This window comes from Kribbella soli, from assembly GCF_004331345.1.
GTDB lineage: Bacteria > Actinomycetota > Actinomycetes > Propionibacteriales > Kribbellaceae > Kribbella > Kribbella soli.
Genome location: NZ_SJJZ01000002.1, coordinates 328553 through 341208, shown reverse-complemented (window position 1 = coordinate 341208; position 12656 = coordinate 328553). Strand labels below are relative to the sequence as shown.

Genomic DNA, 12656 nt, shown 5'->3' with positions numbered 1-12656 from the left:
TTTCACCACCGGGCTGACGACCACCGGACGCCGAATGCGCACGATCTTGATACGCAGAGTGTCGGGTAATTCAGTAGACATTGTCCGATCCCCGCCTACTGCCAACAGCTAGCGACCTGTGCAATCCTTGGCGGCGGTCAGCGTCTTACACGACGCCGACGGGTGGTCGTTGCCCTATGTAGGGTGGCACTTCAAGGGGGCTTGGTGGCTGGAAAAATGGGGAATCGCGGGCGGAGTCGCAACCATAATAGGCTTAATAGTAGCCTTAGCGGCCTGGCAATTCCCTGTGACGTCATCATCAATGCCAAGTAATACGCCGACACCTCAGACCACAGCACCGGTATCCGAAACCGGTTCTCCGACGGCGCCGACACCTACAACACAGCCGTCGACCCCTAACTGTGTGTTGGGAAAGCCACTGCTGCGTAATAAAGTGATGAAATGGCAAGAGCACACACAGGCAAGATGCCGAATAACCAGGTTCTGCGCTGGGCGGCCGACGCGGTTGGCGGGACGAGCGTCGTTTCGTCCGAGGGCCTGACCCGCGGCGAGCACCGCCCTTCGGGCACGTTCCGCCTGGGAATCGAAGGACCGGCGGCCCGGACCAGGGACGTGATCTTGAAGGTCCCTGTCCGGGGATGGATCGCCGCCGCGTGGGTGATCACGAACGCACGCGCGCTTCAGCTGGCCGAGACTCATGGCCTGGCCGCGCCGCGGCTGATCGCTGCGGATCTCGACGGGAAGGCGAGCGGAACCGTCGCCACCCTGGAGACCTTCCTGCCCGGCAGCGCCGGTCTCTCGCCGACGGTTTCGGTCGCCCGGCTCCGCGAAGCGGGAGCGGCCCTTGCCAGGGTCCACGCCTTCAGGCTGGTTCCGCAGGCCCACCTGCCATACCGGCCCCGGCCGTGCGCCGTCGACGACCGCGCCGATGAACGCTGGCGGGGCCTGATGCCGACCACACCTTTGCTGCAGCAGGCCGACGAGCGGGTCAGGTCGCACGGGATGCCGGCAGTCGCGTCGGTGTTCGTGCATGGTGACGCCTGGGGCGGCAACATGCTGTGGGAGGGTGACCGTTGCGTTGCGCTGATCGACTGGAATACAGCCGGGGCTGGTAATCCGGGCGTCGATCTCGGCAGCCTGCGGATGCAGATGACCCTTCAGTACGGCCAGGACGCGCCGTCCCATGTGTTGGAGGGCTGGGAGCGGCAGGCGGGCCGGGAGGCAGTCGGCGTGCCCTACTGGGATGCCGTGGCCGCGCTGAACACGCCGACAGTGATGGACGGTTGGACGGGATTCGCCGACGACGGTAGCCTCCTGGGCGCCGCTGCCGTCACCGAAAGGCGCGACGCTTTCCTTCGCACCGCTCTCAGTCAGTGGTCATAAAGTGGTCGCGCGTGCCGAAATCGACGCTGCTCTCCACTTGGGGGCCTGTAAGACCACAGCGACGCCACCGGCACCCACTCAAGTACTTCACCTAGCTAGCACTGAACCGGCGAAGGTCGACTGCGACAGCTTTGATTACCACGACAATGACGGCGACGTGGTCATGAGTATCAACGGCAAGAACCACCTACACGTTGTCTCGATGGGGCGAGACGGCGATACGAGTGACGACGCACCTGGACCGTGCTCGCGAGAGTACAACCTAGGACGAAAGTACCGGCAAATGCGAGGAACCGTCGGAGTCGGTGACAACAGTGACTCCAGATTCAGTTGTCAGGTCGATATCTTCGTCGACGGGGCAAGTCGGTGGTCGTCAGGGGAAGTCAAGCTCGGAAAAACGAAGCCTCTCAATGTCAACGTGTCTGCGGGGTTGCGAGTAAAAATAGAGATGACCTTCATCGGTCACGGCACTGGGGACTGTGCATTAGGCGAGCTTTTCGTATCAACCTGATGGCCTAGGGTCGCCACTCTGCGCTTTGAGTCTGGCCGTGTACTGGGCCAACCGGCGCTCATCATCGGACGCCGACTGACACCGCGCGGTCGAGCGCAGGCCCTGACGAATACGCCGAACTCAAATACGCAGCGTCTCCGGTAACTGCCTGAGCACTGTCCCCTAGCCGGCGCTGAGGACGCTGCCACTGGCTGGGATGGGCCGGAGCTTGAAGAGCAGGATGCCGAGGTACTTGTTCATCCATGCCTGCTTGTGCGGGTAGCGGCGTCGGGCGTCCTCGGACAGTTGAGGCTCGATCGCGGCCTCGATCCACAGGCCTGCCGCACTGAACACGTTGAGCAGGGCAGAAATGGTGTACGGACGCTTCGTGAGGGTGATGTGGTCGTTCCAGCCGCTGACGTAGGAGAACGAGGCGGTGGAGAAATACTCTTCGCCCAGGGACGTCCCGTTCTGTTCGGCCCGTTCAACGGCGTACCGGATCGGTTGTGTCCTGGTCAGCAGGATGAATCCGTCGTCGGCCAGCATCGCGCGCGCTGCCTGCAGGGTGCGAACCGGATCCTTCGCATAGCCGAAGGACTGGAGGAACAGGATCCGGTCGAACCTGCGCCCGGCGAGCCCAGGCACAGAATCCAGCTCAGAGAGATCGCCTCGGATGAACTCCACGCCAGGCGGCGGGTCACTGAGGAAGTTGCCACTGACGTCCACACCTACGGACGCGGTCGCACCGTCTCGAACCAGCTCAGCGAGCTTGCCGCCGTTGCCGCAACCGAGATCGAGCACAGACCGTCCGGTCACATCACCCAGAAGGTCTCGCTGCGCAGGCCACTCGACAATCCGATCCAGTGAGTCCTCCCTGGTTCGGGCCCGCTCGTAGTCGGGAGCGAGTTCCAGCCACGGCCGGCTCGAATCCCCAGGACTGTCCGCCTGTGAGTCGTCTGACATCGCCACGAGACAGACCATAGTCGTCCCTTGGATCTCCAGGGCGTTCGTTGCTCCCACTCCCCTGTGCTGTCCGATAATTTTGATGCGCCGATGGACTGTGACGCCTAGATTGCGGTGCGTGAACCTTTCGCAGCTTGGTACGCCGGTTGGTCCGATGACTCGCGTCCACGGCGGGTTCGCCAATCGGATGTACCGGCTCGACACGGACCAGGGCTCGTTCGCGGTGAAGGAATTGAACCTCGCCGATCGCCGCTCGACCTACCACGTCGAGGACGTGTTCCGGTTCGAGCAGGCGGCCTTCGCGGCTGGCATCCCGATGCCGGAGCCGATCTCGGCCAGCGACAACACGCTTGTTCACCGGTGGGTGGACGGAGAGAAGTTGCCCGAGGCACCGGTGTCGGCGGCGTACGCGTTCGAGATCGGTGAGATCCTCGCTCGCGTCCACGCGCTCGACGTCGAGTGGCCCCACAAGTCGACCGAGGAACCGGCGTCACACGACTGGGCTGAGCTCGCCGAGCGGGCCGCGGCGACCGAACAGCCGTGGGCCGACGAACTCGCCTCCCACGTCGAGACGTTCCTCGCGATTGCCCACTTCGTCGACACCTGCGAACGGCCAGGACCCGTCGTACTGACCCACAAGGACATCCAACCGTGGAACCTGCTCGCTCGAGACGGTCGGCCGGTGGTGCTCGACTGGGAGCTCTCGGGAATGCTCGACCTGTCCAGCGAGCTCGGCTCGACAGCATTGAGCCTCGCGAAGGGACCTGGCTTCGACCACATCGAGCCCACCATCTTCCGCGCTGTCCTTGACGGGTACGTCGCAGGAGGCGGAACGCTGCCGCCGCCGGGTCCGAGCTGGTTCGTCTTCATGATCGGCGGCTGGCTGGGGCACACGCGATGGAACATCCTCCGCTGCCTCGCCGGCACGGAGGCGAACACTGGCCCTGACCTCGCGCTGTCGCAGGAGTCAGCGAGCAACGGCATCCGCGGACTCCCCGGGATGTTCGCCCGACTCCCCCAGTTCGAGACGCTGCTCGTGTAACTCAGTGGTTCGAAATGCAGATGCCTTGCAGCGGATCGTTGGGTGAGACTAAAGCGATGGTGACAACGCCTCGCTCGATCATCGACTCCGTGGTGCGGTCTGTCTGCGGTCGCGACGTCGAAGGCCTCGTTCCTCTCGCCGGGGGTGGGATGAACGAGACGTACCGCGTTGAGCTTGCCGGCGATGGTGCTGTGGTTGTCCGGATCGCGCGTCAGGATGTGCCGTGGTTCGTCGACGAGGCGTATCTCATGACGCAGGCGCGTGCCGTGGGCGTGCCGACAGCAGAGGTGCTCGGCCTCGAGCATCTGGAGCACGACGGCGAACTGCTGTCCTTCTCCATCCAAGAGTTCCTGCCGGGCCGTTCACTCGACACGCTCATCGCCGAGCTGTCTGCCGCTGAACTCGAGCGGGTGGTCCTGGACGCCGCTGAGATTCTGGCGCGGGTGCACAGCGTCGTCCTGGACGACCAGCGAGGCATCCGGCACGAACTGCGATTGCCCGAAGAGCGCGAAGTCGCGCGGGTCGCAGGCATCGTCGGGGACACGCTCAGCCCGGCGGCAGCAGCGGTCGTCGAGCGCGGTGCAGACTTTCTCTATAGAGAGGTCACGACCCGCGCGACTCCCCCGGTCTCGCTCGTCCATGGCGACTTCTGCCCGAAGAACCTCCTGATCCACGACGGGTCGGTCGCCGGCTTCATCGACTGGGAGTTCGCCGGCCGTACGGCGCCGTCGTACGACTTCGCCCAATGGGAGTTGGATGCCGGCGACGTACTGCATGACCGATTGGATCTCGTACGTCGTGGGTACGCGCGGGTCGCTGATCCCGAGTCGGCCGAGGCGGGGTGGACGCCGGCGTTCGCCATCGACTGGGCACTCGAGAAGCTCGGCTGGAGGAACCCTGCCTCGCCGGCGCAGGTCCGACGCTGCCTGGACGTGATCGCCCGCTACACCGGGGCCTGATCAGCACTCGCAGTCAGAAGGTAGGTGGCAGGGATGCTCATGGCCTGCTCCCCCAGGCCCGGGTACATCTCTGTGACGGGAGACTCCTGGAGCGATCGGAGGGTCAGGCCGGCGGTGAGGACTGCGGTAACTACGCTGCTGATGCTCCAGACGAAGCTGCGATGCGGAACGTCCGGAGTGCCTAGCGTTCGGGTGATTTCCGGGGCCTTCAGCGGGTCGGTGTAGCCGTCTCGGTCGCTGCCGAAATAATCGCCGCTGACGGACAATACGTTGTCTCCGCGGACCGTCAGGATCTCCCACAGTGGATGGTGTTCGCTGATCACCAGAAGGCCGCCGGGGTTGAGTCGATCGGCGACCAAGCGCGTCCATTCGGTGAGAGTGGGAACCCAGCACAGACCGCCCCACGAAATGTAGATGACGTCGAACCCGGTGATCTCCGAGTCCAGCGTCATCATGTCCTGCAGGACGAACGTGACGTCCACTCCCAGCGCCTCGGCTTTCGCTCGGCCGGTGGCCAGGTGTGACGGAGCAATATCCACGGCGGTGACGTCTGCGCCGCGTTGCGCGAAGCTCAACGCCTCATCACCCACTGAACACGCGAGCTGTAACACACGACGACCGCGAAGATCCCCGATAGCCGCGAGCTCGTCGTCCGTCAGCGCACTGCCGCCGTTCACGAAGAACTCGACCGGCTCACCGTGCCGATGTGGCGCCAGCCGCTCCCAGTACTCGCGGTTCTGGCTGACAACCTCAGACACGACGCTCAGCGTCCGACAAAGACAGGAATGCCCGGCACGCCTCGAGGTTGTGGAGTTGGATGTCGTTTCTGCGGCGCGGTTCCCAGTTTTCTCTGGTCAGGCGCCAGCGGTTGATGAGGGCTGATTCGCCTTGTCTGGTGTCCCAGTCCGAGCCGTTGGGCTCGTAGCCGAGCTCTCGCGAGATCGCGTTCGAGGCGTGGTTGTCCACGAAGGCGTCGCTGCTCGCTTCCTTTGCCCCGAGCCCATCGAATCCGAGGTGCAGGATCGCTGACCGCATCTCACGTCCGAGCCCGCGGCCGCGGTGATCGGCAGACAGCCAGGAGAACGTCGTGAATGTCCCGAAAGTAGAAAACCTCACTCCGCACAGGTCCTGCATGCCGACTGGCTCACCGTCGACCACGACCACGAAGTACAGCCGCCAGGCGTCGGCCTCGACCCTCGCCCTGCCCCGCCAGATCGCCTGCAGCCACTTGGCCACCCGCAGGTCGGGATCGGGCTCGTAGAGCGAGATCGGGTCGTCGTACGGCAGCGGGTCGGCGTGGGTCTTGCCCGCGCGCACGACCTCGGCGAGCTCGTCCAACAGGTCGTCCGTGGCGCCACGCAGCTCCAGCTTTGGTGTGCTGACGCGCACGGCGAGGGGTGGATAAGACCTCATCGTGCAGTCACTCCGCCTTCACAGTTGTCCATCGACACAACCCGATCCAAGCGCAATCCAGAGCGATCACGCACATGCTTTTCGGCGTATAGGCTGCCGCAATGCGATCCGAGGGGCGGCAGGGCGACTCGCCGTTGGCTGACGGCTGGGATGCCAATGCCGGGGCGTGGATCAAGTGGAGCAGACGAGGGCTCGACAGCTACAGCAGCCACAAGTTGGCTTTTCTGCCGTTGATTCCGCCGCCCGGGCGGCTCACCGTTGACGTCGGTGCCGGCGAGGGGCGGGTCAGCCGTGAACTGCGGGCGCGAGGACATCGCGTTCTGGCGGTTGATCGGTCGTCGACCATGATTCGCTCTGCGGCGACGCACCCCGAGGAACCGGTACCGGCCGTTGTTGCTGACGCCGTGAACCTCCCCGTGCCGGATGCGGCTGCTGACTGCGCCGTGGCGTTCATGAGTTTGCACGACATCGACAACGTCGTACCGGCGGTCGCGGAGATCGGCCGAATTCTCGCCGTCGGCGGCAAACTGGTGATGGCGATCGTGCACCCACTCAATTCAGCCGGCGATTTCGACCGAGATGCGGCCGGCCCGAATCCGCCGTACCTCATCCCGGATTCCTACACCGAAGCCAGGCATTACACCAACACGCGCAACCGGGACGGTCTGTCGATGACGTACTACGGAATTCACCGGCCGCTGCAGACCTACACCGAGGCCCTCGCGGACGCGGGTCTGGTGATCGAGCGACTCCGGGAACACGCCTCCGATGATCCCGCGAACAAGTGGTACCGGATTCCGCTGTTCCTGCACATCGTTGCCTCCCGCCCCTGAATCGCTCAGCGTCGAGGCCCACTGTGCACGTGGATGTGTAAGTGCTTGGAATCTTGGTATTCCCCTAGATTGGTCAGCACCGCGGCTGCCCCGGTGGTTCGCTCGGTCTCGGCGGCGATTGCTTGCACGACCTCGAGCAACCGACGTATGACGTGCTCGTCAGCCGAACTCACCGTGGTCAACGAGGCGATGTGTCGCTTCGGCACGATGACGATGTGGTTCGTCCAGAACGGCCGGGTGTGATGAAACGCCAGCACCAGTTCGTCCTCGTGCACAACATCGAGGCTGCCCGGATCAGGAATCGCCACATCGCAGTAGAAGTCGTCGCCACGGTACTGCGGGACTGATTGCACCACCCGAGGATAGCCACTCCCCCTTGTGAAGGCGATCACAAACCACGATAGGGTGATGCGATGACGCGCGACGGTGCACGGCGGCGTACGGCGCGCATCCGCGCGTGGCTGGACCGGACGAGCGAAACGGGCAACCCGGCAACCGCCAACGATCTCGCCGGCCCGTTCCGCTTCCTCTTCTGGCTCGCGCGGTCGCAGTCCCGACGGATCGCGTTGGGCGGAGTGCTGGGCACTCTCTGGATGGTTGGCCTCGCGGTGCCTCCGTGGGTGCTGTCCCGGGCCGTTGATGAAGGACTTGTGGCCCGCGATACCGGCGCCCTGGTCAGGTGGGCAGCGGTGCTGCTGGCCGTCAGCGTCCTGAACGCGCTGCTGGGTATCGCACGGCATCGAACGATGACCAAGGTCCGGATGGACGCATCGTTCCGCGCAGTCCGAGCCGCCGTCGGGCACACGTCTCGCTTGGGCGCCTCGTTGCCGGGGCGCGTCAGCACGGGCGAGGTCGTGACGGTCGGCATCGCCGACGTGTACACGGTCGCGATGGCGTTGACCGTCGCCGGTCCTGGCGTTGGCGCGGTCGTCGCGTACGCCGTTGTTGCCGTCGTACTGTTCACCACTTCGCCCCTGCTGGCCGCGGTGGTACTCGCCGGGGTTCCGCTGCTTGCCGTCGCGGTCGGACCGTTCCTGCAGCGCATCGAACGTACCGGCGGCGAGTACCGCGTGCACCAGGGACGGTTGACGACTCGCCTGGTCGATGTGTTGGCCGGGCTTCGCGTGCTCAACGGCCTTGGTGGGAAGGGCTTCGTCGCCGAGCGCTACGAGCAGCAGTCGCAGGGACTGGTGGGGCACGGCTACCGCGTCGCCGGACCCGCGAGCTGGGTCGGCGCGTTGTCGACCGGTTTGCCGGCGCTGTTTCTGGCCGCGGTCGTGTGGTTGTCGGCGCGGATGGCGGCCACCGGAGCCATCACGATCGGTGATGTCGTCGCCGTCTACGGGTACGTCGCCGTACTCGTCGTTCCTGTGTCCGCCTTCATCGAGGGTGGTGGCGACATCGCCCGCGCTCGCGTGGCCGGGCAACGAATCATCGACCTGCTCAACCTGCCCGCCGCCCGCGACGACCAGCGAGTGGACGGGGTCATCCCGAGCGGCTCCGGCCCCTTGGCCGACCCTGCCTCGGGAGTGATCGTTCGTCCCGGCCTGTTGACGGCTCTGGTTGCTGCCCGGCCGGCGGAGACGAGGACCGTGATCGAGCGGTTGGGCCAACTGAACACCGATGCCGACGCGAGTGCGACGTGGGCAGGGGTGCCGATCGATGACGTCGCGCGTGAAGAGTTCCGACGGCGGTTGGTTGTTGCCGACAACGATGCCGAGGTCTTCGCCGGCACGGTTCGCGACATTGTTGCGGGGCGTCTCGAGCCTGATGACAGTCGGATTCGCGCGGCTCTCCGAGTCGCTGTAGCCGAGGATGTTGTGGAGGCGCTTCCTGGCGGTCTGGACGCGACGGTCGCCGCGGGCGGGAGTGATCTGTCCGGCGGGCAACGGCAGCGGATCCGGCTCGCCCGTGCTGTCTATGCCGCGCCCGACGTTCTGCTCGCCGTCGAACCGACGTCTGCGGTCGACGCGAACACCGAGGCGGTCATGATCGACCGGATCCGCGAAGCGCGGCGCGACACGACAACGGTGATCACGACGTCGTCGCCACTCGTGCTGGACCGCGCCGACGAGGTCGTCGTGCTCGTCGACGGCAAGACGTTGTCGGTCGGGACACACGCGGACCTTCTGCGCAGCGATGCGTACTATCGCGACCTCGTCTCCCGTGCGCAGGACGACCGATGATCAACCAGCTGCCGGTCGCCGAGCCCGCCGAAGTCCGCGCTGCGGCGCGACGTGACCTCCGCGCGGAGCGACGTACCGTGGTCGGCCTTGTCCTGGTCAACGGGCTCGCGTCGGCGGCGGGGTTGATCGGTCCGTGGCTGCTCGGCCGCATCATCGACACGATCCAATCGGGCTCCGGGGACGTGCTCAGCGCGGTCGACCGTCTTGCGTTCGGCGCTCTGCTGTTCACCGTCGTGCAGACGGTGCTGGCGTGGTGGGCGCTCAAGATCGGGTACCGGTTCGGCGAACGTACGGCGGCGCGTGTTCGGGAACGATTCTTGCGGCGGACGCTGGCGCTGCCTCCACGCGTGGCAGACCATCTTCCGGCCGGCGATCTGATCTCTCGGGGAAGCACGGATGCCGCGGTGGTTGCCTTCACCTTGCGCTCGGCCGTGCCTGAGGTTCTCGTGGCGCTCGTCCACGCGCTGTTCCTCATCGTTGCGGTGCTCGCCCTGGACCTGCGGCTCGGGCTGTGCGGACTCGTGTCCTTGCTCGGTGTCGGAGCGGCGGTGCGCTGGTACGTACGACGCGCGCGGCCGGCCTACCTGGCCGTTGCGGCGACTGGTGCAGACATGGCCGACGTCGTCGCCAGCACTGCCAAAGGCGCCCGTACGGTCGAACTTCTCGGACTGGAGCGTCGCCGGACAGAGGCCACAGAGGCCGCCGTCACCCGAGCCCGCTCCGCACGCCTGGGCGCATTGTGGTTGCGGACGGTCCTGTTTCCGTGGGCGGAGGTGTCGCTGGCGCTCCCGGTGGTGGGAGTCCTTCTGGTCGGCGGCGCCTTGTACACCAAGGATCTGGTCAGCCTCGGAGTCGTGGTGACTGCGACGGTGTACCTTCGCCAGCTCGTCGGCCCGCTCGACACGCTGATGCTCTGGATCGAGCAGCTACAAGGCGCCGGTGCCTCCTACGCCCGTGTCGAGGGCCTGGCGGATGTCCCGACGACGGACGCCGAGCCGACCGCGGTCCCGAACGCCGACGGCGACCGGATCCGGGTAGACAACGCGCACTACAGCTACACGGGCGTCCGCGACGTACTTCAGGGAATCGACCTCGTGGTGCAGCCTGGAGAACGCCTGGCCATCGTCGGCACTTCCGGAGCTGGAAAATCAACCCTCGCACGTCTGCTCGCCGGTCTTGACCGCCCGCACACCGGGTCGGTGACCATCGGCGGTACGCCGGTTGCCGATCTGCCGCCCGACCAACTCCGCGAACACGTCGTACTGATCACCCAAGATCATCACGTCTTCCACGACACCGTGCGGGACAACCTGCTGATCGCGAAACCGGACGCGACGGACGAGGAGTTGTACGCCGCGCTCGCCGCGGTCGGAGCCATGTGGTGGGAGGACCTGCCGCAAGGACTGGACACCGAGGTCGGCGACGACACCGAACTCGACGATGCCGGCGCCCAGCAGCTCTCGCTGGCACGCGTCGTCCTGGCGGATCCGCACACCCTGATCCTGGACGAAGCCACCGCGCTCCTCGACCCCAAGACCGCACGGCAAACCGAGCAGTCGCTGGCCGGTGTCCTCAAGGGTCGCACCGTGATCGCGATCGCCCATCGCCTGCAGACGGCGCACGACGCCGACAGGATCGCGGTCATGGAAGACGGTGAACTCGTCGAGCTCGGCAGTCACGACGAACTCGTCAGCGCAGGACGCGTCTACGGCCGGCTCTGGCAGACCTGGCACGCGGAAACCCAGAACCCATAAACCGAGAACCTGTCCCGTGGGCCTCGTGGGCTGTAGAAACGTGACGTGCTGAGTAAGCAGGTGGTGGCGGGGCTGCGGCGGCGTGTGGCTGGGCTGTTGGAGGAGCATCGGGTTCCGGGGATTGCGGTCGGGATCTGTGATGGGACGTCGATGCTGTGGTCGGCCGGGTTCGGGAGTACGCGGGCCGGCGGCGGGGAGCCGGTTACTCCGGAGACGATGTTCGGCGTCCAGTCGTGTTCGAAGATGTACACCGCGACGGCGGTTCTCCTCGCGGTCCAGGATGGTCTGGTCGACCTTGACGTTCCGATCGTCGAATATCTGCCGGAGATTCGTCTCAACAGTTCCTTCGAGGCTCGCCCTGAGCGCGTGATCACGCTGCGGCATCTTCTCAATCACACCGCTGGATTCACGCACGAGGCGCCGGTTGGTTCGAGCTATCTCGTCGGCCGGGAGTCGTTCGAGGCGCATTGCCGCAGCATCTACGACACGTGGTTGCGGTTTCCTGTCGGCCACCACTTCCAGTATTCGAATCTCGGGATAGATCTGGCCGGCTACATTCTTCAGCGGCGCAGTGGGTTGCCGTTCGACCGGTTCGTACGCCGGACATTGTTCGAACCACTGGGGTTGACCCGTACGACGTTCAACGCGGCGGAGATCCAGCGCGAAAAGGATCGGGCGATCGGGCATTCCACGGGCTACCCGCGGATCCCGGTGCGGGTTCCGATGGTTGCTGCGGGTGGGCTGTACACGAGTGTGAACGACTCGTGCCGGTTCATGCAGTTCCAGTTGGGCGATCCTGTGCACCTGGCCGAGATGTATCGACTGACGGGGCGCGAGCGGGGGTACGGGCTTGGGATCGCGGTCACCCGTGCGCACGGGATCCCTGTGCGCGGGCATGGCGGTGGTGGATTCGGGTTTCTGTCGGACATCTACTGGGCGCCGGACGCGCGGATCGGCGTCGTCGTACTGACCAATTCGACTGCGCATCCGTTCCAGTGGGAGCTCGCTGCGGAGATCTTCCGCGAGGTTGTCCCGCACCGCACGCCGCGAAAGGTCGGCCCTCCCCCGGAGGTGTCCGCTGGATCGTTGGCCGGTTTGGCGGGGAACTACAGCGGGAGCGGGACCGACCAGGTCGTGTTCGAGGTGGAAGAAGATCGTGGCGTCCTGGTCCGGGGCGGTACCCGGCATCCGGCGCGATTCGTCGGTCCCCTCGAGTTCATGATCGAGAACGACGAGCGGTTCCGGTTCCGCGATCTCGACGATGCGGGACGTCCGGCGTACCTCGAGTGCATCGACGACGAGCACGTCCGGTTTCGGAACGACGTACCGGAAGCAGCCCCGGCCGCGGCGGACGGGCCGTGGAACCGGGATTACGCGGTTCGGGCATACGGCGTGCGCGAGGGGACCGCCAGGCTGCGTAAGGAGAACAGGGTGTATCTCTTCGACGACTGGCGCGGTGGGACCGTCCGCCTGCGCCGGCACCGTCCCGGTCTGTACATTTCCGCGACCGGTGAAGCCCTCGACCTGACCCGCACGCCCCCGACGTACGCGAACATCCGCCTCCACCAACTGTGACAGGAAAATGTGGTGGGGTGTGTAGGAATGGCGGGGTGGGGTTCGTTGGGTGGGTGTA

At 65.5% G+C, this 12656-nt stretch carries 12 protein-coding genes; 8 read left to right on the top strand and 4 right to left on the bottom strand.

All coding sequences use genetic code 11. From position 1 onward, the window contains the following. Positions 1-441: 441 nt before the first annotated feature. Both E0H45_RS15800 and E0H45_RS43860 read left to right on the top strand, forming a co-directional pair. A complete protein-coding gene (locus E0H45_RS15800) occupies positions 442-1383 on the top strand; it encodes an aminoglycoside phosphotransferase family protein (protein WP_131338094.1) in 942 nt (313 codons plus the stop codon). Between the two features lie 163 nt (positions 1384-1546). Then, positions 1547-1894 carry an NPCBM/NEW2 domain-containing protein gene (locus E0H45_RS43860; protein ID WP_131338093.1) on the top strand — a complete coding sequence of 116 codons (348 nt, stop codon included), beginning with the start codon at positions 1547-1549 and terminating at the stop codon, positions 1892-1894. Between the two features lie 162 nt (positions 1895-2056). On the opposite strand, the gene E0H45_RS15790 is transcribed toward E0H45_RS43860, so the two are convergent. Next, positions 2057-2836: a class I SAM-dependent methyltransferase gene (locus E0H45_RS15790; RefSeq protein ID WP_272949000.1), complete on the bottom strand. Its 780-nt coding sequence runs from the start codon at positions 2834-2836 to the stop codon at positions 2057-2059. Positions 2837-2954: 118 nt separating this feature from the next. Here E0H45_RS15790 and E0H45_RS15785 point away from each other — a divergent pair, with 118 nt between their 5' ends. Then, positions 2955-3878 carry a phosphotransferase gene (locus tag E0H45_RS15785; protein ID WP_131338091.1) on the top strand — a complete coding sequence of 308 codons (924 nt, stop codon included), beginning with the start codon at positions 2955-2957 and terminating at the stop codon, positions 3876-3878. A 56-nt stretch (positions 3879-3934) separates the two neighbouring features. After that, a complete protein-coding gene (locus E0H45_RS15780) occupies positions 3935-4837 on the top strand; it encodes a phosphotransferase family protein (RefSeq protein ID WP_131338090.1) in 903 nt (300 codons plus the stop codon). Here E0H45_RS15780 and E0H45_RS15775 read toward each other — a convergent pair. Continuing rightward, positions 4822-5595 (bottom strand): class I SAM-dependent methyltransferase, encoded by a 774-nt coding sequence (locus E0H45_RS15775; RefSeq protein WP_165546482.1) that lies wholly within the window; start codon positions 5593-5595, stop codon positions 4822-4824. The genes E0H45_RS15780 and E0H45_RS15775 overlap by 16 nt on opposite strands. Next, a complete protein-coding gene (locus E0H45_RS15770; protein WP_131338088.1) occupies positions 5588-6250 on the bottom strand; it encodes a GNAT family N-acetyltransferase in 663 nt (220 codons plus the stop codon). The genes E0H45_RS15775 and E0H45_RS15770 overlap by 8 nt, the downstream gene beginning before the upstream one ends. A gap of 101 nt (positions 6251-6351) precedes the next feature. On the opposite strand from E0H45_RS15770, the gene E0H45_RS15765 reads away from it, so the two are divergent. Continuing rightward, complete coding sequence (locus E0H45_RS15765; RefSeq protein WP_131338087.1) at positions 6352-7083, top strand: class I SAM-dependent methyltransferase; 732 nt, start codon at positions 6352-6354, stop codon at positions 7081-7083. A 5-nt stretch (positions 7084-7088) separates the two neighbouring features. Here the strand turns inward: E0H45_RS15765 and E0H45_RS15760 are convergent, their stop codons facing one another. Next, a complete protein-coding gene (locus E0H45_RS15760) occupies positions 7089-7436 on the bottom strand; it encodes an HIT domain-containing protein (protein WP_202872354.1) in 348 nt (115 codons plus the stop codon). Between the two features lie 60 nt (positions 7437-7496). Here E0H45_RS15760 and E0H45_RS15755 point away from each other — a divergent pair, with 60 nt between their 5' ends. From E0H45_RS15755 to E0H45_RS15745, 3 genes are read left to right on the top strand one after another with little or no spacing between them, the layout of a single operon-like run. Beyond that, positions 7497-9269 carry an ABC transporter ATP-binding protein gene (locus E0H45_RS15755; protein ID WP_131338086.1) on the top strand — a complete coding sequence of 591 codons (1773 nt, stop codon included), beginning with the start codon at positions 7497-7499 and terminating at the stop codon, positions 9267-9269. Next, positions 9266-11023 carry an ABC transporter ATP-binding protein gene (locus E0H45_RS15750; RefSeq protein WP_131338085.1) on the top strand — a complete coding sequence of 586 codons (1758 nt, stop codon included), beginning with the start codon at positions 9266-9268 and terminating at the stop codon, positions 11021-11023. Before E0H45_RS15755 ends, E0H45_RS15750 begins: the two co-directional genes overlap by 4 nt. 45 nt (positions 11024-11068) lie before the next feature. Further along, entirely contained in the window at positions 11069-12598 is a 1530-nt protein-coding gene (locus tag E0H45_RS15745) for a serine hydrolase domain-containing protein (protein WP_131338084.1), read from the top strand. Positions 12599-12656: the final 58 nt, after the last annotated feature.

Coding starts and splice junctions, on each gene's coding strand:
- E0H45_RS15800 (WP_131338094.1), top strand. CDS start 442: ATGGCAAGAGCACACACAGGCAAGATGCCGAATAACCAGGTTCTGCGC.
- E0H45_RS43860 (WP_131338093.1), top strand. CDS start 1,547: ATGAGTATCAACGGCAAGAACCACCTACACGTTGTCTCGATGGGGCGA.
- E0H45_RS15790 (WP_272949000.1), bottom strand. CDS start 2,836: ATGTCAGACGACTCACAGGCGGACAGTCCTGGGGATTCGAGCCGGCCG.
- E0H45_RS15780 (WP_131338090.1), top strand. CDS start 3,935: ATGGTGACAACGCCTCGCTCGATCATCGACTCCGTGGTGCGGTCTGTC.
- E0H45_RS15770 (WP_131338088.1), bottom strand. CDS start 6,250: ATGAGGTCTTATCCACCCCTCGCCGTGCGCGTCAGCACACCAAAGCTG.
- E0H45_RS15765 (WP_131338087.1), top strand. CDS start 6,352: ATGCGATCCGAGGGGCGGCAGGGCGACTCGCCGTTGGCTGACGGCTGG.
- E0H45_RS15755 (WP_131338086.1), top strand. CDS start 7,497: ATGACGCGCGACGGTGCACGGCGGCGTACGGCGCGCATCCGCGCGTGG.
- E0H45_RS15750 (WP_131338085.1), top strand. CDS start 9,266: ATGATCAACCAGCTGCCGGTCGCCGAGCCCGCCGAAGTCCGCGCTGCG.